This is a genomic window from Sphingomonas sp. FG14 (assembly GCF_057809675.1).
Genome location: NZ_JBMDKK010000002.1, coordinates 416,467 through 438,789, shown reverse-complemented (window position 1 = coordinate 438,789; position 22,323 = coordinate 416,467). Strand labels below are relative to the sequence as shown.

The window sequence follows — 22,323 nt, the reverse complement described above, 5'->3', positions numbered from 1 at the left end:
CCCTTAGTCGCCGGCCGCCGCCGGACGCTCGCCCCGCGCACCCGCCAGCGCCACCTTCATGCCGTCGGTGAGTTTCACCACGCCTTCGGTCACCACCCGCTGCCCGGGCTTCAGGCCTTGCAGGATTTCCACCGCGCCATTCTGACGCGCGCCGATCTTGACCGCGGTCCGCTTGACCTTGCTGCCGTCGCCAACGACGAAGACATAGCTCTTGTCGCCCTCTCCCACGACGGCGAGTTCGGGAACCGACAGCGAGTTGCGCGCCGCGGATTCCACCGCGACGGTCATCAGCATGCCGGGCTTGAGCGCGCGATCGGGATTGGGCAGCAGCGCACGCACGGTCACCGCGCGCGTCTCGGGGCTCACCACCGGATCGATGCTGGCGATGGTGCCGTGGAATTCGCGGCCGGGATAGGCGGCCGCGACGGCGTCGATGCCTTGACCGACAGCCAGCGACGCCAGCAGCGTCTCGGGAACGGTGAAATCGAGCTTGATGCGGGAAACATCGCTGATCGTCGCGATCTCCGTGCCCGCCGTCACCACCGCGCCGCTGGAGATGTTGCGCAGCGACACCCAGCCGCTGAACGGCGCGCGGATAACCCGGTCACCGATCGATGCGCGCGCTTCCGCCGCCTGGGCGGACGCGGAGGCGGCAAGCGCGGTCTGCGCATCGACCGCGGCGCGCGTGGCGAAGCCACGCGCCTTCAGCGCGTCCAGGCGCTCGAGTTGCTGGCGCGCCTCGGTCGCGCGGGCACCGGCTTCCTGCAATTGTGCCGTTTCCTGGCCTTGGGCGAGCACTGCGACGATCTGGCCCTTGGCGATATAGCCGCCGTCACCGAAATTGATGCGCGTGATCCGCTCGGTCACCGGGGCCGACAGCACCACCTGTTCGTTGGCGAAGGCCGTGCCGACCGCGTCGATCCGATCGGTGAAACGCTTCGTCGCGGTCGGATCCGCGCGCACAAGCGGCGCGTCACCACGATGCGAGTCCTTGGCGCCGCCGCAAGCGGACAAGAGGAATATCACTGGGATAACGGCTGAAATGCGCATGCGCCTGTGTCGATTTCCCGAATTAAGGGGTCTTGCCGCCGACCGACCCAGCTCGAACGGCAGCACAGCCGGGTATCGTGCAGTCACGCGCTTTGCAATTCCTTAGTCTGTCGCAATTTGTCGCAATTTGAAAAATTCGTCACAGATGTGAAATATCTCAGCAATGCGCGGCGACCAGGAATTCGATATTTCCCTCGGGCCCGGTGATCGGGCTTTCGACCACACCATCGATCGCCCAGCTCTTCTGCTCGAGCCATGCGACCACCTCCGCGCAGACCCGGGAGTGCACGGCCGGATCGCGGACCACCCCACCCTTGCCCACCTCTTCGCGCCCCGCCTCGAATTGCGGCTTGATCAGCGCGATAAGACGCGCACCGGCGCGGACGAAGGAAAGCGGCACGTCCAGCACCTTGGCGAGCGAGATGAAACTGGCGTCACACACGATCAGATCGACAGGCTCGGGAATATGTTCGGCGGTCAGGATCCGGGCACTGGTCTTTTCATGGACGATGACGCGCGAATCCTGGCGAAGTTTCCACGCAAGCTGATTTGTTCCGCTATCGACTGCGTAGACACGCGCCGCGCCGTTGGTCAGCAGCACATCGGTGAAACCGCCCGTCGACGATCCGACATCGATCGCGACGGCGCCCGTCACGTCCCAGCCGAAATGCGCGATGGCGTGCGCCAGCTTGATGCCGCCGCGCGAAACCCAGGGATGATCGCGTCCGCGCACTTCGATCGGCGCATCCGGCGGCAGCGCCTGCCCCGCCTTGTCGATCTTGCGCTCACCCGAGAATACCAGGCCGGCCAGGATCAATGCCTGCGCCCGCGTCCGGCTTTCCACGAGCCCGCGATCGACAAGAAGCTGGTCGGCGCGGGATTTAGGCATGGAAACGGATCATGACGGTGCGGCCTGCGATGGAAACTGATCCGCAATGCCGGAAAGGTCATGCGACGCCAAGCGGCAATGACCATGACAAAACCGATGCCCGCTTGCCGCCTCAGCCGCCGTCGTGCTTTTCCAGATAGCTGCGCATGAGCTTGACCGCATGCTCGCTGAGCGAGACCAGTACGCGCCGATGATCCCTGCCGTCGCTGTGCCGTACAAGCAGGCCGCGATCGAGCAATTGCTTCACCCAACGCTGCGCGGTCGACAACGGCACTCCCGCGCCAAGACTGGCATCCGAAAGGCAGATCGGTTGGCGGCGCTCATGCGCGATGAAAAGATCTAGCAAAATGTCCCAGGCGGGCTCGCCGAATATATCCGAGTCCGGCGCGAACAGCGCTCGCCGGCTACGGCGCGCCTGATAAATTCGAAGCGCTCGCTGCAGAGGTAAAAATGAACGGTCCTGCTCCATATCCCGACGCCCCTAAGATAGTCCCCATATCCCGGCGATAATTGACGTTCATCTATCTTAATTATTACCAAACATCCACCCATAACGAAAATGATATGCATCCATTTTGGAAGTATTTTTGCTCGAAAAAGGGTACAAGCCGCACTCGCGAACGGCGGGCACACAGCGATTTTCCGGAGAGATGTCGAAAACGTACAATGCGCCTGCCATGCCATGCAAGACGAGTGTCCAAGTCCATGGAACATTATATCGCGCTTCACATCAGTGATGATCGCGATTTTCTATAGTCTCAAGAGAAACGACATGGCCGTTTTCGTTAGAAAACACCAAAATGGACTGGATACGTAACGAAATTTCGTGTACCAGGGACGGCGCGCGACAAATCCGGGCAGCCGTCCGAAAGCAGCTCCCGAAACCTGATCAGCCAGACCGGACATGCGGTCGAATAGAACCGGACCGCTCGCCCAGGCACCATTTTCCAGCGATCTTTGTGCTCCGACAACCGTCGGGCGACACATCGCCTCAGGACTGGAAACGCATGATCGCGTTTCCAGTTCCAGACGAGTTCGACTTGGGTTGATCGAGACGAGCCGAGGCACCAGGCGGTGATCGCCCACCGCCCCGCGGCACGACCTCAGGCGCGTGCGCCCTCAATCACGCCGCTGCTGTTGTGGCGCAGCGCCTTCAGCACGGTATCGACGATGTGCGGCGCATTGAGCCCGGCCTCGTCATACTGTTTTTCGGGCTTTTCGTGATCCTGGAAGATATCGGGCAGGCGCATCGTCCGCAGTTTCAGGCCGGTATCGATCAGCCCTTCGTCGCTGGCGAGCGTCAGCACATGCGCGCCAAGGCCGCCGACGCTGTTCTCCTCGATCGTCACGGCGACTTCATGTGTTGCCAGCAGTTTGCGGATCAGCGCCTCGTCCAGCGGCTTAGCGAAGCGCAGATCGGCGACGGTGGTGCTGAGCCCCCGCGCGTCGAGCTGGTCGGCAGCCTTCAGCGCCTCTTCCAGCCGGGTGCCAAGCGAGAGGATCGCGACCTTCTTGCCCTGGCGGACGATGCGCCCCTTGCCGATCTCCAGCAATTGCGGAACCTCGGGAAGCGCCACGCCAGTGCCATTGCCGCGCGGATAACGGACCGCGATCGGGCCATTATCATGGCAGGCACAGGTATGGACCATATGGACCAGTTCAGCCTCGTCGGCCGCCGCCATCACGACGAAATTGGGCAAAGACGCCAGATAGGTGACGTCGAAGCTACCGGCATGGGTAGCACCGTCGGCGCCGACCAGTCCGGCGCGATCGATCGCGAAGCGCACCGGCAAATTCTGGATCGCGACGTCGTGGACCACCTGATCGTAAGCGCGCTGCAGGAATGTGGAATAGATCGCGCAGAAGGGCCGCATACCCTGTGCCGCCATCCCCGCCGCGAAGGTCACGGCATGCTGCTCGGCGATGCCGACATCGAAGGTGCGATCGGGATAGGCCTGCTGGAACTTGTCGAGCCCGGTGCCGGAGGGCATCGCGGCGGTGATCGCCACCACCTTTTCGTCGCGCGCGGCCTCGGCCATCAGCGCCTTTGCGAAGACCGCGGTATAGCTCGGCGGTCCGGGCGGCGATTTGGCCTGCTCGCCGGAAACCACGTCGAACTTCTGGACGCCGTGATATTTGTCCGCCGCCGCCTCGGCGGGGGCATAGCCCTTGCCCTTCTTGGTGACGACATGAACCAGGATCGGCCCCTCTTCCGCATCGCGGACATTTTCGAGAACCGGGATCAGATGGTCGAGATTATGGCCGTCGATCGGGCCGACATAATAGAAGCCGAGTTCCTCGAACAGCGTGCCGCCCATCGTCATGCCCCGCGCGAACTCGTCGGTCTTGCGCGCGGCATCATGAAGCGGACGTGGCAGACGGCGCGCAAAGCGGCGCGCGAGATCGCGCAGCCCCAGGAAGCTGCGCGAGGAGACGATGCGCGACAGATAGGCCGAAAGCCCGCCGACCGGCGGCGCGATCGACATGTCGTTGTCGTTGAGGATGACGACCAGCCGGTTGCCCGCCTGCTCGGCATTGTTCATCGCCTCATAGGCCATGCCAGCACTCATCGCGCCGTCGCCGATCACGGCGATACCCTTGCCGGGCCGGCCCGCCAGCTTGTTGGCGACAGCGAAGCCGAGCGCGGCCGAAATCGATGTCGAGCTGTGCGCCGCGCCAAAGGGGTCGTATTCGCTCTCGCTACGCTTGGTGAACCCCGAAAGCCCGCCGCCTTGGCGCAGTGTGCGGATGCGATCGCGCCGCCCGGTGAGGATCTTGTGCGGATAGGCCTGATGGCCGACATCCCAGATCAGGCGATCGTCGGGCGTGTTGAACACATAATGGATCGCGGTCGTCAGTTCGACCACGCCGAGCCCGGCGCCGAGATGCCCGCCGGTGACCGAAACCGCGGAGATCATCTCCGCGCGCAGTTCGTCGGCAAGCTGGCGAAGCTGATCGGGCGCGAGCTTCCGGAGATCGGCCGGAGAAGCGACGGCATCGAGCAGCGGCGTCGCGGGTGAATCGGACATATATTCCCTCTTTGCGGGCACAACTCATAGAGCCTGATCGGTTGAGGTGGAAGCGCTTTGCGCTTCCGCCGATGCCGTGAATCAGGCTCTTATCATATGGTTGAGACCTTGATTCACACTTCAGGCCACTTCGGACTGAAGTGATCAAGGTCTAGCGCTGCCACGACAAACTGTCGAACGGAACCGTCATGGCGATGCAGTGCAGGATCGATGCAGAGCGCTTAAAACGCATCGGGATCGGGTGAAATTCGGGTCAGGCCGAGCCGAAAATGGTGTTCTTCGAGAACCGGCGCACAGCGTACTTCAGTACGTGAGCACCGGAAGCGCAGAAGAATGCCGTTTGCAGGCCGGCATAGCCCGAATTTCGCCCGATCCTAGTCGCAGTCGGCGCAGCGACCGTGCACTTCTATAACCGGCCGCTCAGGCGAAAAGCCCGCCTTGCGCGCGGCGGCGCGAACCCCCGTCGAGAGACTGTCGTCGTCGAGATGTGTCGCCTGCCCGCAATTGTCACACACCAGGAAGATGCAATCGTGCAGGCAGTCAGGATGCGCGTTGGCGACATAGGCGTTCACGCTTTCCACCCGGCGCGCCAGATTGGCGCCGACGAACAGGTCGAGGATACGATAGACGCTGTTGGCGGCAACGCGGCGTCCGCGCGCCTTGGAAACCGCTTCGGCGATATCATAGGCGGATGCTGGCTTTTCGAAGCCGGCGAGCACGTCGAAGATCGCTGCGCGCATGTCAGTCCATTGTTCGCCCGATTTCTCAAGCGCAACCTTGGCGGCGTCGGCAAGCGCGACGCCCTCATGCTCGTGATGGTGGTGATGCTGAGCCATGCCTTAATCTAGGCGCGGCAGGGCCCTGCGGCAAGCGTGAGTGAGGGAGTATCCGCCCTAGTTCGTCGCCCGCCGGTTGAGATCATGGCCCAGCGCAAGCACCGCGACGCCGAGGATCGTATACATGATCTCACTGCCGTCATGGTTCAGCGTGATCGCGCCCATCATCATGCCGATGCCCAGCGCGCCGACGGCGGCGGGCAGGATGAAGCCATGTTCGCGAATGCCGAAGCCCAGCGCGACGATACCAAGGCCGATCGCCAGGACCAGGCCGGCTTCATGGATGCGATGATCGACGAGCACGCCGCCGGCGGAGGTGAGCAGCACCACCGCGATCGCGCTCGCCACGCAATGCACGACGCACAGACCCGACAGGCCAATAGCCAGCCGGTCGAGCGACCCCAGGCGAGACACGATATTGTTCACGACGACTCCGATTGCGCTTTCCATTTGGCATGGACGGCGGAAAGTTACAACATATCATTTGGAGCTGTCTCCAGGCGTTCGGCGCTTGTACCGCGCCGCGCCGCGCGGCATAGCGCGCCGCATGGCACTCGCACGTCCTGCATCGCCCGCCCCCGCGCCTTCGCGGCTGATCGCCTGGCTCCGCATCGTCGCCGCGCTGGTCTTCGCGATGGTCGTCGTCGGCGGCATCACGCGGCTGACCGAGTCGGGTCTTTCCATCACCGAATGGAAGCCGATCACCGGCGCGATTCCACCGCTCACCGAAGCGCAATGGCTCGCCGAGTTCGCGAAATATCAGCAGATCCCCGAATATCAGCAGATCAATCGCGGCATGGATCTGGCGGCGTTCAAGTTCATCTTCTTCTGGGAATATATGCACCGGCTGCTCGGCCGGGTGATCGGCCTGGCCTTCGCGCTGCCGCTCGCCTGGTTCTGGTGGAAGCGCCAGATTCCGGCGGGCTACGGCCCACGCCTGGTGGCCCTGCTCTTTCTCGGCGCCCTGCAGGGCGCGGTGGGCTGGTGGATGGTGACCTCCGGGCTGGTGCTGCGCACCGACGTCAGCCATTTCCGGCTCGCCACACATCTGCTCGTCGCCCTCTTCATCATCGCCGGCCTGCTCTGGACCGCATGGGACCTGAAAACGCTCGCCCGCGGCACGCAACCCGCGCGGCTGACCGGCTTCGGTCTGCTCGTCGCCATTATCCTGCTGGTGCAATTGCTGTTCGGGGCCTTCACCGCCGGGCTCGATGCGGGCTATGTCTCAAGCACCTGGCCACTGATGAACGACCATTTCTTCCCCGAAGGCGTCACCTGGCTCGGCTCCGCGCTCGCCACCATCGGCAACGATCCCTTCCTGATCCATTTCATACACCGCTGGTGGGCATGGGTGGTCGTGATCGCGCTGGTGATGCTCGCGCTCAAGGCGAAGCAGGCCGGCGAGCGTCGTGCCGCCGTCGCCATCCATGCGAGCGTCGGCCTCCAGGTGCTGCTCGGCATCGCCACCGTTGTCACCGGTATGAATTTCTGGCTTGCCGTACTCCATCAGGCGGTGGGCGCGCTCGTCGTCGCGAGCACGACCTGGGGGCTGCACGTCGTCGGGCGCCGTGCGCGGTGACGGCCGCGACGGTCTACGCGGTCTTCGGCAGCGTCGAAGATGCCGAGCGGATCGGCCGCATCGTCGTCGAGGAACGGCTCGCCGCCTGTGTCAATATCCTGGCTCCCTGCAGTTCCATCTATCGCTGGCAGGGCGAGATCGAGAGCGCGAGCGAAGTGCCAGCGCTGTTCAAGACGCGGGAAACGCTTATCGACCGATTGATCGCCCGGATCGCCGCGCTGCACGACTATGACGTGCCGGCCATCGTCGCATGGCCGACAAGCACGGTTTTCGCGCCCTATCGCGACTGGATCGAGGCAGAGACAGTCGATTGAAGAGGCGGGATTAAATCAACGGTATCCAGATACCCGTTTGGAAAAGCCCGGTTTCACTTGACTTGACAGGCATCATCGATCATTAGCCCGCTCCAACGACGCCGTCCGCCAGGGCGGCGTTGCTCGTTTCAACCAAAGAGGTCCAGGCCCATGAAGGCGCTTGCGAAGACCACCCGTTCGGTAAAGCCGACCGAGGTGGAGAAGAAATGGCACCTGATCGATGCGGAGGGCCTCGTCGTCGGCCGTCTCGCCGTCGTGATCGCCGATATCCTGCGCGGCAAGAACAAGCCGAGCTACACCCCGCACGTCGATTGCGGCGACAATGTCATCGTGATCAACGCGGACAAGGTCCGCTTCACGGGCAAGAAGCTGCAGGACAAGATCTACTACAAGCACACCGGCTATGCCGGCGGCATCAAGGCGATCACCGCCGCCAAGGTGCTTGAAGGCCGCTTCCCGGAGCGCGTCCTCGAAAAGGCCGTTGAGCGCATGATCCCGCGCGGCCCGCTGGGCCGCCAGCAGATGCGCAACCTGCGCGTCTATAACGGCACCGAGCATCCGCATGAGGGCCTTCAGCCCGAGACGCTCGACGTCGCTGCCATGAACCGCAAGAACAAGGTGGGTGCCTGATGTCCGATACCCGTCAATCGCTTTCCGATCTGGCTCAGTTGACCAGCGGCGAAGCGCCTGCCGCCGCGGCGCCCGCCGCTAGCGCCTCGGCCCCGGTTTCGGCCGAAAGCGAGCCCGTTGCGGCTGCGCCCGAGCCCGTCCGCCCGACCATGCCGCTGCGCGACCGCGAAGTCGACGCCCAGGGCCGCGCTTATGCCACCGGCCGCCGCAAGGACGCGGTCGCCCGCGTCTGGATCAAGCCCGGCTCGGGCAAGATCACGGTCAACGGTCGTGACCAGGAAGTCTATTTCGCGCGTCCGACGCTGCGCCTCGTCATCAACCAGCCGTTCGGTGTCGCCGGGCGCGAGGGCCAGTATGACGTGATCGCCACCGTCAAGGGCGGCGGGCTTTCGGGCCAGGCTGGCGCGGTCAAGCATGGTATCAGCCAGGCGCTGACCAAGTTCGAGCCGATCCTGCGCGCGCCCGTCAAGGCCGCCGGCTTCCTGACCCGCGACAGCCGCACCGTGGAGCGTAAGAAGTACGGCAAGGCCAAGGCCCGCCGCAGCTTCCAGTTCTCGAAGCGCTAAGAAGCGGTTCTCACCGAACACAGAAAAGGCGGTCCGGAAACGGGCCGCCTTTTTTGTTGCTCCGTGACTTGTTAGGAAGCGCCATGAACTCCACCGACCCCATCATCGCGAAGATCACGGCCTTTCTGGACAAGATCGGCATTCCGGCCGTCGCCGGCCCGATCGAAGAGGAAACGCTGCTGCCCGGGCTGGCGGTGCAAGGCGGCACGCTGCTGTTCGATCCAGAGCAATTGGCCTGGCCCGGCGATTTGCTGCACGAGGCCGGGCATATCGCGATCGCCGATCCTGCGCTGCGCGATGAGGTGGGCGACGTCGATCCGGATCCGGGCGCGGAAATGGCGGCAATCGCCTGGTCCTATGCGGCGGCGCTGGAAATCGGCATCGATCCTGCGATCATTTTTCATGAGGGCGGCTATCGCCAGGTCGGTGGTGGTGCAGCCGTGCTCCATCATTTCAGCACGGGAAAATATATCGGCGCGCCGATGCTGCAATGGTACGGCATGACGGCGGAGCCGCATCAGGCCGAGAATTTCGGCATGCCCGCCTATCCGGTGATGACCCATTGGATGCGCCAGGCGGCGGAGTGAGAAACCGGCCTGCTCCCTGCCATGGCCTCCAATGACCAGCGGCGGGGTCCCTCCCCCCTTTTCCATCGTCGATCGCCTCCCCGCCCCTATTGACGACGAGTGCATCTTCACCGCCATCAGTGCAGCAGCCGCGCATCGGCAAGTGGCCTGTCCCTGTCTCGCCGGGAGCGCGGTTCGGGGGCGCCCACGATCCGCGCCAATGCCGTTTCCATCCTCGCGTGGCGGAAGCCGAAACCGTGGAACACCGCTTTCACCGGCAACACGCGCTGGCTCGCCAGGAACAGTTCGTCGGCGAAATCGCGCAACACCATCCGGAGCGGCATGGCGGGCAACGTGGCCAGAGCCGGCCGGCGGAGCGCACGGCCCAGCGCCCTGGCAAAGTCGATATTGCGCACCGGATTGGGCGCGACGGCGTTGACCGCGCCGTGCAGATCGGGCGTTGCGATGGCAAACGCGATCAGCCGGACCAGATCGTCGCGATGGATCCAGCTCAGCCATTGCCGGCCGTCACCGATACGGCCGCCCAGCCCCGCTTCGAACGGAAAGAGCAGATTGCCAAGAAACCCGCCAGCGCTCGCCAGGACAAGCCCGATGCGCAGCCGCACGACGCGCAGGCCAAGCGCGGCCATCGCATCGGCCTCAGCCTCCCAAGCGGCACAGATATCGGCGCAGAATCCAGTGCCGCGCGCGCCACCTTCATCAAGTATCTCATCACCGGCATCGCCGTAGAAACCGATCGCGGAAGCGTTGACCAGCACCACCGGCCGGCGATCGAGCCGGGCACACAGTGCATGCAGGGCGCGCGTCGTATCGATCCGGCTGGCGAGGATCGCGGCGCGACGGCGGCGGGTCCATAATCCACCGGCGATGCTCTCGCCCGCCAGATTGACGACCGCGTCGATCCGGTCGGCATTGCCGATCTGATCCAGGCTGGTGACGACGCGCAATGGCGCCGGCAGATGCCGGGCATGCGCCACGTCGCGCGTCAGCACCGTCACATCATGTCCGGCCCCGGCCAGCGCCCCGATCAGCCGCGTGCCCACCAAGCCGGTTCCGCCCGTCACCAGGATCGCCTGTCGCGCGCCGAGCGGCTCCGCCAGCGCCGCGCCATCCGCTTCGACGAGCCGCGCGCTGCGCCGGGCAGCGGCCAGATCGCGCAGGCCGCTGACCGCCACGCCGATCGCGGCCAGGGCGAACAGGATGGAGAAGACGCCGTTCCAACGGAACGGAAGCGCGCTCGCGCCATCGGCGGCCGTCCAAAGCGCGGGGAGGAGCAGCGCGAGGATGAGGCCGTAATTGAGCGTCAGCAATGTGTGCGTCACCCGCTCGGTCCAGGGCAACAGCCGGGTCCGGTCCTCCTCGACGAAATCCCACAATGTCACGATCGCCTCGCCGCCGAGCAGCACCATCAGCACTGTCGCCCAACCGCCCTGCGGCGCGCTGAGCCCCAGCGCCAGGAAGACGATCGCATAGACGAGATTGCGGACACCATGCAGCCGAAGCTCGGTCGCCTGGCCGGGACGCCAGGCAAGCCGTTGCGTGAGCTCATGGTGATAAAGCGTGTCGAAGCCGCCCATTGCGATCTGCGCGATCAGCAAAAGCCCCAATGTCGTGTCGATCATGCCGCATCTCCTTCATCGGGGTCCGCGAAGACCGCCAGTTGATGGATCAGTTCGCCCGCGATGGGGTGGACGAGGTCGAGCGTGAAGGCGAAACGGCCGCCGCCGCAATCGACATGGCCGATGGCGAGATGGCCAGGCGCCAGCCAGCGCGGGAAACGCAGCCGGAACCGCCCGAGCCGCAGGAAATAATGATCGCTCAGGAACCACAGGACGCCGTCCTCCGCAGCAAGGCGGAGCGCGATGCCCACGCCGAGCCCGAGATATTCCTCGATTCCCGTCGGGCCGGTGAACCGCTTGGCGCTGAAGATCACCTGCGGAAAACCGTCGCGGCGTCCATATTGTCGCGTCCAGAACTGACCGCCGCCCGCGATATCCTCGGTCACGGTCACGCAGGCAGGCACCCCGGTATCGCGGTGAAGCGGCAGCGGCGCCCCCACCAGCCGCGCGAGGTTGGCGAGCAGCCAGCCGAGCCGGCTCATCCGGCATTCGGCGACTTCGCCGACATAGGTGACGCAGGCGCCCGCCGCGATCCGCCGACGGAAACGCGCGCGCACCGCCGTTGGCAAGGCGCCCCAACGCTCCACACCCAACAGGCTGCGAAATGGATGGATGGCGTCGTCCATGGGCATGGCGCATGTCCGCCGCCACAAATGATAGCGGGCCCTCACACCCCGTGCCGCCATCAGTTCCATTTTCACCTCCTTCGATTATTTCTGTATGGAGAGAAATATATAGTCGTGAATTGAGTGGTCCTTTTCCACCCGCCCCAGTCCGATCACCCCAGCGAAAGCTGGGGCCTGCCAACCAGATCGCGCCTCATCGCGAGGGAGATGCCGGCTTTCGCTGGCATGACGTGCGGGGTGGACAGGGAGTTGGCGCTACACATCGGGCTTCGCCTTGCTCCGCCCGAGTGGCAGGAAATTGAGCACCTTGCGGCCCATCTTGATGAGCAGCATCAGCCGGGCCGGCGGAATGGTGATCATCTCCCGGTGCCAGTCGTCCATCGTCGTCACGAAATCGTGCATTGCCTCGATCCGCTCGCGCGCGACACGCGAGATGCGCGGATCGTCCTGCGCCTCGGCGCGGCATAGCTTGAGCGCCGCGACGGCGGGATCGACCTCGCGCTCCTTGCGGCCCTGGGCGATGCGCGTGAGCATCTGCCACAGATCGACCTCGGCTTCGAAATGCTCGCGCCGATCACCCATCACCGGCACGCGGCGGATCAGCTTCCAGCCAAGCAGTTCCTTGAGCGAATTGGAGATGTTGCTACGCGCGATCCCCAGCTTCTCACCGATCTCGTCGGCATTCAACGGGCGGTCGCTCAGATAGAGCAAGGCATGGATCTGCGCGACGGAGCGGTTGACGCCCCATTGCCCGCCCATCTCCCCCCAATGCAGCACGAACTGTCGTACTGCGGCGGGAAGCGTTTCAGAATTTTCGGCTATTTCTGTCATGACAGAAATTTCTGATATTTCGGAGCAGGAGTCAAGCGCGATGTTGGGGGGCATCGCAACCAGCAAAACGTTCGGGCTGAGCTTGTCGAAGCCCCTGTACCGCTGCTGCTCCGGCGGAGAAGAAGGACAGGGCTTCGAGGAGCTCAGCCCGAGCGGGAGTTGGATGATGCGAAAATCCCGAAGCCTCAGCCCGAACGCGCGCCGGCGCTCCTAGAGCATGTGATCCACTGGAAGCGGATCACATGCTCGAGAGTCAGGTTTTACCGCGATTTTGGCTTCGCTGACCTGCGGCTCGAGTCGTTCGATGATTCCATCGAACTATAATCACTCTAGTGATCGCTCGCTCCAGAGGCCCCGATTCCGGTCTCCGCGCGCAGGCGTTGCGCGGGATAGCCAGCCTTGTCGATCGCCGCGCGTGGGCTGTTGTCGACCAGCGAGATCAGCCAGATCGCGAGGAAGCCGGCGGGCACCGAGAAGATCGCAGGCGAACTGTACGGAAACGGTGCGGCGGCGAAGCCAAGCACGTTCACCCAGATCGCGGGCGACAGCACGGTGAGGACGAATGCGGTCAGCAATCCGATCGTACCGCCGATCGCCGCGCCGCGCGTCGTGCAGCCGCTCCACAGCAGCGACATGACGAGGACCGGGAAATTGCCGGACGCCGCCAGCGCGAAGGCCAGGCTGACCATGAAAGCGACATTCTGCTTCTCGAACGCGATGCCGAGCAGGATGGCGAGCGCCCCCAGCGCCAGCGTGGTGATACGCGACACCCGCAGTTCGTCGGCGGAACTCGCCTCGCCATGCTTGATCACCGTCGCATAGAGATCATGGCTCACCGCCGACGCGGCGGACAGAGTCAGGCCCGCCACAACCGCCAGGATCGTCGCGAACGCGACGGCGGAGATGAAGCCGAGAAAGGCGTTGCCGCCGATCGCATGCGCCAGATGGATCGCCGCCATGTTGCCGCCGCCGCGCAGCGCCTCTCCATCCAGATAGGCGGGATTGGTCGCCACCAGCACGATCGCGCCGAAACCGATGATGAAGGTGAGGATGTAGAAATAGCCGATCCAGGTGGTCGCCCACAGCACCGATTTGCGCGCCGCCTGCGCATCCGGAACGGTGAAGAAGCGCATCAGGATATGCGGCAGGCCTGCCGTGCCGAGCATCAGCGCCAGCCCGAACGATATCGCGCTGATCGGATCCTTGATGAAATTGCCGGGCGCCATGATCGACAGACCCTTGGCTGCGGCTTCTTCAGGGGAAGCGCCCTTCACCAGCGCCATATCGGTCTTCACCTCCACGGCGCGGCGGAACAAGGCTTCGGGCGAGAAGCCGAATTGCGCCAGCACCATCACCGCCATGAAGGTCGCGCCGGAAAGCAGCATCACCGCCTTGATGATCTGGACCCAGGTGGTGGCGCGCATGCCGCCGAACAGCACATAGGCCATCATCAGCATGCCGACGACGATCACGGCATAGCCATAGGGGAGCCCGAACAGCAATTTGATGAGCTGCCCGGCGCCGACCATCTGCGCGATCAGATAGAAACAGACGACGAGCAAGGTGCTGCCCGCGGCGAAGCTGCGCACCGGCGGCTGGGCAAAGCGATAGGATGCGACGTCGGCAAAGGTGTATTTGCCAAGGTTGCGCAGCTTCTCGGCCATCAGGAACAACAGGATCGGCCAGCCGACGATGAAGCCGGTGGAATAGATCAGTCCGTCATAACCGTCCGCGAAGATCTGCGCGGAAATGCCGAGGAAGGACGCTGCCGACATATAGTCGCCCGCCATCGCCAGCCCGTTCTGGAAACCGCTGATGCCGCCGCCAGCCGTGTAGAAATCGGATGCGGTGCGCGTGCGCTGCGCCGCGCGCCGGGTGATCCCCAATGTCAGCGTCACGAACGCCAGGAACATCGCGATCGCCACCCAGTTGATGGGCTGGCGTTCGGCCTGCCCTTCCAGGGCGGCGGCGGAAGCGGGCGCCGCGACGAGCAGCGCCAGCACGATCAGGAGACGCGGATTCATGCCTGCTGCGCCGCCAGGATCTCGGCCATGCGCCGGTCATAGACGCGATTGGCGCGCCACACGTAAAGCCCGGTCAACAGGATCGCGAAAAGGATCAGGCCGATGCCGGCGGGAATGCCGAGCGAGGTCACTCCGCCGCCGATCGGCCGCGCCAGCGCCGCCTTGTCGAAGGCGATCAGGCCGATATAGCCGAGGAACGCCGCGAACATCAGGATCGAGAGCAACCACGCGAAGCGCGAGCGATCGCGCAACAGCGCCGCATAGCGAGGATCCTGCTCCAACATGTCGGCGACCGGATCGGCCATGCCCCTCCCCCTTCTTGTTGCCAAAGGCTTGTGTCATGCGCGGCGGTGCGCTGTCCATCCGGTTCCAGACGAAAAAACCGGCATGAATCCGGATGTTCAGATCGGCGCGGCGCTGGTGCGCGGCTTCATCGCCGCTTCGATCGCGGCCATCAGTTCGGCCTGTTCGAACGGCTTGCGCAGAATGACGGCGCCATATCCCGCTGCGACATCCAGCGCGTCGCTGTCGGCATAGCCCGTCACCAGGATGATCGGCAGATCGGGATGGCGGCGGCGCGCCATCAACGCGGTTTCGGCGCCGTTGAGGCCCGGCATCGCGAAATCGAGCATCAACAGATCGGGCGCCTGCTGCTCCAGATCGGCGAGACAGGTCTCGCCATCGGCGAGCGCGGTGACGACATAGCCCGACGCGCCGAGCACATCCTGAAGGAAGCCACGCACATCGTCGTCATCATCGACAAGCACGATGCGCCCTCCACTTCGCGACACGATCCGGCGTCCCCGGGCCGGCAGGACCGGTTCGGCGACCACCACCAGATCGGCTGCGGGCAGGTAGATCGACACAGTGGTGCCCATGTCCACAGCGCTGTCGATCATCACGGTGCCACCGGATTGATGTGCGACGCCGTAGACCTGGGCGAGCCCGAGCCCGGTGCCTTGCCCGAACGGCTTGGTGGTGAAGAATGGCTCGGTCGCACGCTGCAATATCTCCGGCGCCATGCCGGTGCCGGTATCTTCCACCGAAACCGCGACATAATCGCCGGCCTCATGATCGATGCCGCCTTCCAGCCTGGTACGCCGCGCCGAAAGCGTAAGCGTTCCGCCATTCGGCATCGCATCGCGCGCATTGATCGCGAGATTGAGCACCGCGTTTTCCAACTGGTGCGGATCGCACATCGCAAATCCCGCCGCGCCATCGAGCTCCGAACGGATCGTGATCCCCGGCCCAAGGGTGCGCCGCATCATATCCAACACCTGGCCGATCTGCGCACCGACATCGACGGGCTTCACGCTCAATTTCTGGATGCGCGAAAAGGCCAACAACTGCCCCGTCAGCTTCGCCGCGCGCCGCGCCGCCTCCAGCGCGCCTTCCGCCAGTCTCTTGTGGCGCGGATCGGTCACCCCGGCCGCGACGATCTCGAGCCCGCCGATCACCGGGGTCAGCAGATTATTGAAGTCATGGGCGATCCCGCCGGTCAATTGGCCAACAGCTTCCATTTTCTGGGCCTGGCGCAATGCCGCCTCGGTTTCCGCCTGCGCGGACAATGCCGCCGCCACGCGCTCTTCCAGCCGATCGTTGAGGCCGCGTAACTCGGCCTCCGCCAGCTTGGCGACGGTCACGTCGTGCGCGACCCCGATGAAGCCGATATGCGCGCCATCCGGGCCCCAGCGCGGCTGGCTCTGCGATCGCAGCCAGTGGAACTCGCCATCCGACAGGCGAAAGCGCGCCTCCAGCGTGAACGGCTTGTGCGAGCTTTCGCCCGCGATCTGTTCCTTCAGAATGCGCGGCAGATCGTCGGGGTGGAGCAGGTCGCGCCAGTCATAATCGACGGCGACCTCGTATGACGCGCCCAACATCTCGCAATAGGCCTTGTTGACGAATTCCCGCTTGCCGCCAAGCTTGCTGACCCACATCGGCACCGGCGAGGAATCCGCGATCAGCCGGAACCGCTCCTCGCTCTCGCGCAAGGCCGCTTCCGCATGTTTGCGCTCGGTGATGTCGATGACCACTCCGATGAAGCGGCGCACCCGGTCCCCTTCACGCGTCCGCACTTCACCGCGACGCGCGAGCCAGCGTTCCTCGCCGGTATCCGCGCGAAAAATGCGATATTCCGAATATTGCAGCGGGTTGGCCTCGGTCTCGATCCGCGCCGTACCGGCCAGCCGCCGGTCGTCAGGATGGATCTGCGAGACAAGCAGGGCGTCCGTCACCGGGGCGTCAGCGGAAAGCCCCCATAGATGTCGAAAGGCGTTGGAAACACTGAGCCCGCCGGACTCCGGAAACCATTCGAACACACCGACCTGGCCCGCCTCCTGAGCCAGACGCACCCGCTCGGTCTGCTCGCGCAAGGCCGCCTCGCTCATGCGCAAGGCAGCCTCGATGGCGCGCTGCGCCGTCACCTCCCAGCTTACCCCGATCATCCGCGACAAGGCGCCCTGTGCGTCGCGGCGGAGCCGGCCACGGATTTGCAGGATGTGCACGCTCTGATCGGGCCATACGCAGCGATATTCGATGTCGTAATCCTCGCCCGTTTCCAGCGAGCGCCGCGCGGCGGCCCGCATGCGCGCGACATCGTCGGGGTGAATCTGCGCCAGCAGCATGTCGTAGGTAAAAAGTTCGCCAGGGGTGCGGCCGTAATTGGCCTTGCAATTGGGTGACGCGTCCAGCGTCAGCGTCGGAATATCGAGCTCCCACCAGCCCATGCCGCCGGCATCGAGCGCAACGCTCAGCTTTTCCTCGCCCGGGGTCGTTTCCATCACGCCACCATTCCGATGGGAGGAGGCGACTGTCCGCGCCCCGCCGCCCGTCCGATACGAACTCATGATAACGCAAATATATTAAAGAGATAGCCTGTCATTACCCGGCCGTTTCCCCAATATCCGGCGATGGCGCGCCTGAAGCGGGCATCACATGCACCGCCACGTCGAGCGTGCCGTGCGCCAACACCAGTTCATTAAAGCTGGGCGCCGTCGTCCGCACGCGTTCGGACAAGGTGCCTGCGCCGATCAGGCGCACGGCGCGACCGCCCACGGGATGACGAACGTCGAAGGGATCATGGACATGCCCGCTCAGCACGACATCGGCGCCAGCCGCCGACAAGGCCGCCAACGCCTTTTCGCCGCCCAGGGTACGGCTACGCTTGCTCATCGCTTGCGTATCGATCAACGGATGATGACAGGTGACGATCTTGAGCCGATCGGGGGGACAATCGGCCAACGCCTTCAACGCCAGCGCCAGGCTGACCGGCCGCACCACACCCCATGACCAGTTGCTCCGCCACTGCGCGCGCGCGGTCGTGCGCAGTGGCACGGTGCAGATACCCGCCACTTCCAATCTGTCCTCGATCGCGCGCTCGACCCGGCGATAGCGGCGATAGGGCGAGAAGAACCGTGCGATCGGATTGAAATACGGCAAATCATGATTGCCCGGTTCGATCGTGACGGGCAGCTTCAGCCGCTGCAGCCATTCGGTGGCCGCGGCGAACTCGGCGCTGCGTGCCCGATATGTCAGGTCGCCGGTGATGACGATGGCATCGGGCTTCTCCGCCTCCACCCGCGTGGCGAACCAATCGAGCGCGGCCTGATCCTGACGTCCGAAATGAAGATCGCTGACATGGAAGATACGCGATGCCATCCTCGTTCAACGGCGATCACGACAATCCGTTCCCGCTGCGTCACAAGCCGCCGCGAGACCCGTCAACCAGGCGCGAGCGCGTCGATGATGCGGCAATCCGCGATCGTTCCGCGGCTGCATTGATCAAGCAGGCTGGCGAGTTCGCGCCGCAGCGCCGTCAGGTCGGCGATCTTGCGATCGACCGCCGCGAGTTGCGCGCTGGCGATTTCGTCGACGGCGCCGCAGGGACGTGCGCGGTCGTCGGAGAGATCGAGCAGCGCACGGACCTGATCGAGCGAGAAGCCCAGGTCACGCGCACGGCGGATAAAGGACAATCGCGCGAGATGGCCGGCGCCATAAGCGCGATAATTGCCGGCCGTCCGCCCCGGAGCCGGCAGCAGTCCCGACTTTTCGTAAAAGCGGACGGTTTCAACCTTGGTCGCCGTCGCCCGCGCGAGTTCGCCGATCTTCATCGCTTGACCCTATAGTTGCTACAGGGTGCATAAGCCGAGTCCCATCAAGGAGTCGAGTGGCCATGGCTGACTGTTGCTGCGGCGCGAAAGCGGGCAAGACGGCGTTGAACGATCCAAGGTGGCGGCGCGTGCTGTGGATCGCGCTGCTGCTCAATGCGGTGATGTTCCTTGTCGAATTCGGCGCGGGCGCGTCCGCGGATTCACGCGCGCTCCAGGCTGATGCGCTCGATTTCCTGGGTGACGCCGCCAATTACGCGATCAGCCTGGGCGTCGCGGGCATGGCATTGGCCTGGCGTGCGTGCACCGCCCTGCTCAAGGGCGTCACCATCCTGGCCTTCGGCCTGTGGGTGCTCGGTTCGGCGATCTGGGCCTTCCTGACGGGCGCCGCCCCGGAACCCGTCGCCATGGGCGTGATCGGCACGCTGGCGCTGATCGTGAACCTCGCCGTCGCAGCGATGCTCTATCGCTACCGCACCGGCGACGCGAATATGCGGTCCGTCTGGATCTGCTCGCGCAACGACGCCATCGGCAATATCGCGGTGCTCGCCGCCGCGCTTGGCGTGGCCGCCACCGGCAGCGCCCTGCCCGACCTGGTCGTCGCGCTTCTGATGGCGGCGCTCGGCATCAGCGGCGGCTGGCAGGTGATACGCGCGGCACTGGCCGAGCTGTCGTCCGGTCGATCGCTTGCCCGGCAATCCGCGTCATGATAGCGGCCGGCAGATGTTCCGTCGCGCGCTGAGCCTTGTCCTGCTGCTGGCCGTCCTCGTGGCAGGCAGTGGCGCGCCCGCGCTCGCGCATATCCATCAAGGGCTTGGGGCGCACGCCTTCGAACATGACGGCGGAGACGCGGCGGAGGCCGAGGACAAATCCGACGCCCCCAAACCCAGGCCGGGCGACCAGCCTTCGCATGTCGGGCATCATCACCATTGCGGCGCCGATATCGCGGTCGATTGCGTGGATGCCGCCGATACCGGCCTGTCCGCGCGCACTGCGCTGATGCCTGCCATATCACCCACCCTGCCCTCGCGCGCTTTGGCCCCTCCGCTCCAACCGCCCGCCGCCTGATCCAGCCGCACGCATGAGACGCCCCCTGGCGACCATGCCGTTCACGCTGATCAGGAGCATTCCCAATGCCTATCCTTTCGCGTTCGGCCCGCGGGCCGAATGCTCTCGCCCGATTGGGCGGCGCCCTTTGCGTCGCCCCGATGCTGCTCGCCTGTTCGATGGCGGCGGCCAAGACCTACGGCCCCGGCGATCCGTCACCCGCGACGGCCGCCCCTCTCCCCGCCTTGCGCACCGGTCCCCTGCCCGCCGCGCTCTCGCTCGAACGCGCGCTGGATGAATCCGAAGCACGAGCACCTGCCATCGCCGCCGCCCGCGCCGCGCTCGAGGCGAGCCATGCCCGGCTACGTCAGGCTGGCCTTCGCGCCAACCCGCAGCTCGACGTCACGGTCGAGAATTTCGCGGGCAGCGGCCCCTATGCCGGCTTCGATGGTACCGAAACCAGCGTCCAGCTCAGCCAGCGGCTCGATCTGGGCGGACGCAGGGCCGCGCGGATCGGCGGGGCGGAAACGGCGGTTCGCGCGGAGGAGATCCGGCTCGCCATCGCCAAGGCCGATCTCGCTCAATCGGTGCGCAGTCAGTTCGGTGCCGCGCTTGCCGCGGAAGCGCGGCTGGCCGTCGCGCGCGCCGGCCTTGTGCGTGCCACCGAATTGGCGCGCATCGCCGACGAGCTGGTCGCGGCGGGCCGCGAACCACCGTTGCGCGCCTATCGCGCCCGCGCCAATGCCGCGCAGGCCGATGCCGCGCTGAAGACGGCCACGGCGGAGGACGAAACGGCCCGGCGGTCGCTCGGCGCATTGCTGGGCAGCGACATGGCGGTGGGCCGCGTCATCGGTGCGCTCGATCTGGCCAGGCCACCAGGCATAGCGCCCGCCATGACGCTCGACGCCCGGCTCGCCGCGGCGGAACTGGCAATGGCCGAGGCCGGATTGCGCCAGGCCCGGGCGGAGGGGCGGATCGATCCCTCGATCGGCATCGGCGCGCGCCGGATCGAGGAGACCGGCGATCGCGCACTGCTCGCCAGCCTTTCGATGCCGATCGCGCTGTTCGATCGCAACCAGGGCAATATCGCCGCCGCGCGCGCCGATATCAGTGCGGCGCAAGCCGGGCGAGACGCGGCGATCACGCAGGCGGCGGCGCGCATCGGCAATGCCGAAACCGCGTTCGACGCGGCGCTGACCCGGGTCAAGGCGTTGCAGGACGTCGCGGCACCACAGGCGGAGGAAGCCGTGCGGCTGGCCGATCTCGCCTATCGCGCGGGCCGTATCCCGCTCACCGAACTGTTCGACGCGCAGGAGGCGTTCGCCGCCGCGCAGACCCAGCTCATCGATGCGCATCTCGCGCTGGTGGAGGCGCGCGCCGTGCTGGTGCGCGCCGCCGCCCAATAAGGATCTCATTCAGATGGATATCACTCAGAACCACACCCGGCTGATCGCCGGTGCAGCCTGCCTCGCCCTGATCGCGGGCGCGGGCGGCCTCATGCTCGGCCGCACGATGCCCGCAACCGACACGCCCGCCACACCGTCGGTGGCCCCACCCGAAGAGGATCACGGCCCCGAAGGCTTCGTCGAGATGGACGCGGCACGCTCCAACGCCGCCGGCATCGTCACCCAGCGCACCGTCGACGGCGCGTTCGGCGCCGAGATCCTGGCGCAGGCGATGGTGGTGGCGACGCCCGATGGCGAAGCCGCGCTCACCGCGCGCGCCGACGGCGCGATCACCCGCATCACCAAGCATCTGGGCGACAGCGTGCGCGCCGGCGAAACCGTGGCGCTGCTCGAAAGCCGCGACGCAGCGACCTTCACCGCCGACAGCGCCAGCGCCGCCGCCCGCGCCAACGCGGCCCGGCTTGCCTATGCCCGCGAAAAGCGCCTGTTCGACGCGCGGGTGACCGCGCGGCAGGATCTGGAGGCGGCGCAAACCGCACTGGCGGAGGCGGAAGCCGAATTGCAGCGCGCGCGATCGACCGCATCGGCCGCTGGCGCGGCTGGTGGCCGCCATCTCGCGGTCACCAGCCTGATTTCCGGCCGGATCACGAAAAGCGATGCGAAGCTTGGAAATTATGTGACGGCGGGCACGGAGCTGTTCCGCGTCTCCGATCCGGATCGCATCCAGGTCGAAGCCGCGATCCCGGCATCGGACGCCGGACGGATCATGCGCGGCGATCGCGCGGTCATCGAACTGGCCGACGGCAATGTCGTCGATGCCACCGTGCATTCGACAACGCCGAGCCTCGACCAGCAAAGCCGTTCGGCGACGGTGCTGCTCGATCCCGTGGCGGCGAGCCGGTTGATCCCCGGCCAGGGCGCACGCGTCCGCATCACCCCGCATAAGGCCGGAAGCACAAGCGGCATCGTCCTGCCCGAAGAGGCGGTGCAATCGGTCGGCGGACGCGATGTCGTGTTCGTCGCCAGCCCGAAGGGGTTTCAGGCGGTTCCCGTCACCGCCGGCCAGCGCGGCGGCGGGCGGATCGAGATCGTCGCAGGGTTGAAGCCCGGCCAGAGCGTCGCGACGCGCGGCGCCTTCCTGCTCAAGGCCGAGCTCGGCAAGGGCGAAGCGGAGCATTGATGCC

The 22,323-nt window shown here is 65.4% G+C and carries 23 protein-coding genes; 9 read left to right on the top strand and 14 right to left on the bottom strand.

Translation table 11 applies throughout. The annotated features are described in order from the left end of the window. Window positions 1-3: 3 nt before the first annotated feature. From ACODTA_RS10205 to ACODTA_RS10180, 6 genes are all read right to left on the bottom strand, one after another. Entirely contained in the window at window positions 4-1,050 is a 1,047-nt protein-coding gene (locus ACODTA_RS10205; protein ID WP_489065800.1) for an efflux RND transporter periplasmic adaptor subunit, read from the bottom strand. 157 nt (window positions 1,051-1,207) lie between these two features. Further along, on the bottom strand, window positions 1,208-1,939 hold the full coding sequence (locus tag ACODTA_RS10200) for a TlyA family RNA methyltransferase (protein WP_489065799.1): 732 nt from the start codon (window positions 1,937-1,939) through the stop codon (window positions 1,208-1,210). A 112-nt stretch (window positions 1,940-2,051) separates the two neighbouring features. After that, a complete protein-coding gene (locus tag ACODTA_RS10195) occupies window positions 2,052-2,408 on the bottom strand; it encodes a hypothetical protein (RefSeq protein WP_489065798.1) in 357 nt (118 codons plus the stop codon). 634 nt (window positions 2,409-3,042) lie between these two features. Then, the gene (dxs, locus tag ACODTA_RS10190) at window positions 3,043-4,968 is read right to left on the bottom strand and encodes a 1-deoxy-D-xylulose-5-phosphate synthase (RefSeq protein ID WP_489065797.1); all 1,926 of its coding nucleotides are present in this window, start codon (window positions 4,966-4,968) and stop codon (window positions 3,043-3,045) included. Window positions 4,969-5,342: 374 nt separating this feature from the next. Further along, window positions 5,343-5,804, bottom strand: coding sequence for a Fur family transcriptional regulator (locus ACODTA_RS10185; RefSeq protein WP_489065796.1), 462 nt, complete (start codon window positions 5,802-5,804; stop codon window positions 5,343-5,345). A 57-nt stretch (window positions 5,805-5,861) separates the two neighbouring features. Then, on the bottom strand, window positions 5,862-6,254 hold the full coding sequence (locus ACODTA_RS10180) for a MerC domain-containing protein (RefSeq protein ID WP_489065795.1): 393 nt from the start codon (window positions 6,252-6,254) through the stop codon (window positions 5,862-5,864). Between the two features lie 97 nt (window positions 6,255-6,351). Between ACODTA_RS10180 and ACODTA_RS10175 the strand changes: the two genes are divergently transcribed. The 5 genes from ACODTA_RS10175 (at window position 6,352) to ACODTA_RS10155 (ending at window position 9,480) form a co-directional block, all read left to right on the top strand. Continuing rightward, the gene (locus ACODTA_RS10175; RefSeq protein ID WP_489065794.1) at window positions 6,352-7,383 is read left to right on the top strand and encodes a COX15/CtaA family protein; all 1,032 of its coding nucleotides are present in this window, start codon (window positions 6,352-6,354) and stop codon (window positions 7,381-7,383) included. Continuing rightward, window positions 7,380-7,697 carry a divalent-cation tolerance protein CutA gene (gene cutA / locus ACODTA_RS10170; protein WP_489065793.1) on the top strand — a complete coding sequence of 106 codons (318 nt, stop codon included), beginning with the start codon at window positions 7,380-7,382 and terminating at the stop codon, window positions 7,695-7,697. Before ACODTA_RS10175 ends, cutA begins: the two co-directional genes overlap by 4 nt. 150 nt (window positions 7,698-7,847) lie before the next feature. Continuing rightward, window positions 7,848-8,327 carry a 50S ribosomal protein L13 gene (rplM, locus tag ACODTA_RS10165; protein ID WP_489065792.1) on the top strand — a complete coding sequence of 160 codons (480 nt, stop codon included), beginning with the start codon at window positions 7,848-7,850 and terminating at the stop codon, window positions 8,325-8,327. Beyond that, a complete protein-coding gene (gene rpsI / locus ACODTA_RS10160; protein WP_489065791.1) occupies window positions 8,327-8,893 on the top strand; it encodes a 30S ribosomal protein S9 in 567 nt (188 codons plus the stop codon). Before rplM ends, rpsI begins: the two co-directional genes overlap by 1 nt. An 83-nt stretch (window positions 8,894-8,976) precedes the next feature. Further along, complete coding sequence (locus ACODTA_RS10155; RefSeq protein WP_489065790.1) at window positions 8,977-9,480, top strand: hypothetical protein; 504 nt, start codon at window positions 8,977-8,979, stop codon at window positions 9,478-9,480. Window positions 9,481-9,596: 116 nt separating this feature from the next. Here ACODTA_RS10155 and ACODTA_RS10150 read toward each other — a convergent pair whose 3' ends face one another. From ACODTA_RS10150 to ACODTA_RS10115, 8 genes are all read right to left on the bottom strand, one after another. Beyond that, on the bottom strand, window positions 9,597-11,102 hold the full coding sequence (locus tag ACODTA_RS10150) for a TIGR01777 family oxidoreductase (protein WP_489065789.1): 1,506 nt from the start codon (window positions 11,100-11,102) through the stop codon (window positions 9,597-9,599). Beyond that, complete coding sequence (locus ACODTA_RS10145; protein ID WP_489065788.1) at window positions 11,099-11,794, bottom strand: DUF4166 domain-containing protein; 696 nt, start codon at window positions 11,792-11,794, stop codon at window positions 11,099-11,101. Before ACODTA_RS10145 ends, ACODTA_RS10150 begins: the two co-directional genes overlap by 4 nt. 186 nt (window positions 11,795-11,980) lie before the next feature. Continuing rightward, window positions 11,981-12,556: a GbsR/MarR family transcriptional regulator gene (locus tag ACODTA_RS10140; RefSeq protein WP_489065787.1), complete on the bottom strand. Its 576-nt coding sequence runs from the start codon at window positions 12,554-12,556 to the stop codon at window positions 11,981-11,983. Window positions 12,557-12,885: 329 nt separating this feature from the next. Further along, the gene (locus tag ACODTA_RS10135) at window positions 12,886-14,580 is read right to left on the bottom strand and encodes a cation acetate symporter (protein ID WP_489065786.1); all 1,695 of its coding nucleotides are present in this window, start codon (window positions 14,578-14,580) and stop codon (window positions 12,886-12,888) included. Beyond that, complete coding sequence (locus ACODTA_RS10130; RefSeq protein ID WP_489065785.1) at window positions 14,577-14,885, bottom strand: DUF485 domain-containing protein; 309 nt, start codon at window positions 14,883-14,885, stop codon at window positions 14,577-14,579. The genes ACODTA_RS10135 and ACODTA_RS10130 overlap by 4 nt, the downstream gene beginning before the upstream one ends. Window positions 14,886-14,981: 96 nt before the next feature. After that, window positions 14,982-17,360, bottom strand: coding sequence for a PAS domain-containing protein (locus tag ACODTA_RS10125; RefSeq protein ID WP_489065784.1), 2,379 nt, complete (start codon window positions 17,358-17,360; stop codon window positions 14,982-14,984). Window positions 17,361-17,460: 100 nt separating this feature from the next. Then, on the bottom strand, window positions 17,461-18,237 hold the full coding sequence (locus ACODTA_RS10120; RefSeq protein WP_489065783.1) for a metallophosphoesterase family protein: 777 nt from the start codon (window positions 18,235-18,237) through the stop codon (window positions 17,461-17,463). A 62-nt stretch (window positions 18,238-18,299) separates the two neighbouring features. Continuing rightward, window positions 18,300-18,689, bottom strand: a complete 390-nt coding sequence (locus tag ACODTA_RS10115; RefSeq protein WP_489065782.1) for a MerR family transcriptional regulator — start codon at window positions 18,687-18,689, stop codon at window positions 18,300-18,302. 62 nt (window positions 18,690-18,751) lie between these two features. Here ACODTA_RS10115 and ACODTA_RS10110 point away from each other — a divergent pair, with 62 nt between their 5' ends. The 4 genes from ACODTA_RS10110 to ACODTA_RS10095 all read left to right on the top strand — a co-directional run bounded on the left by ACODTA_RS10110 (window position 18,752) and on the right by ACODTA_RS10095 (window position 22,319). Beyond that, window positions 18,752-19,396, top strand: a complete 645-nt coding sequence (locus ACODTA_RS10110) for a cation efflux transmembrane domain-containing protein (RefSeq protein ID WP_489065781.1) — start codon at window positions 18,752-18,754, stop codon at window positions 19,394-19,396. Between the two features lie 13 nt (window positions 19,397-19,409). Then, window positions 19,410-19,754, top strand: a complete 345-nt coding sequence (locus ACODTA_RS10105) for a hypothetical protein (RefSeq protein WP_489065780.1) — start codon at window positions 19,410-19,412, stop codon at window positions 19,752-19,754. A gap of 140 nt (window positions 19,755-19,894) precedes the next feature. Next, window positions 19,895-21,139 carry a TolC family protein gene (locus ACODTA_RS10100; protein WP_489065779.1) on the top strand — a complete coding sequence of 415 codons (1,245 nt, stop codon included), beginning with the start codon at window positions 19,895-19,897 and terminating at the stop codon, window positions 21,137-21,139. A 13-nt stretch (window positions 21,140-21,152) separates the two neighbouring features. Continuing rightward, on the top strand, window positions 21,153-22,319 hold the full coding sequence (locus ACODTA_RS10095) for an efflux RND transporter periplasmic adaptor subunit (RefSeq protein ID WP_489065778.1): 1,167 nt from the start codon (window positions 21,153-21,155) through the stop codon (window positions 22,317-22,319). The last annotated feature ends 4 nt before the right edge of the window (window positions 22,320-22,323 follow it).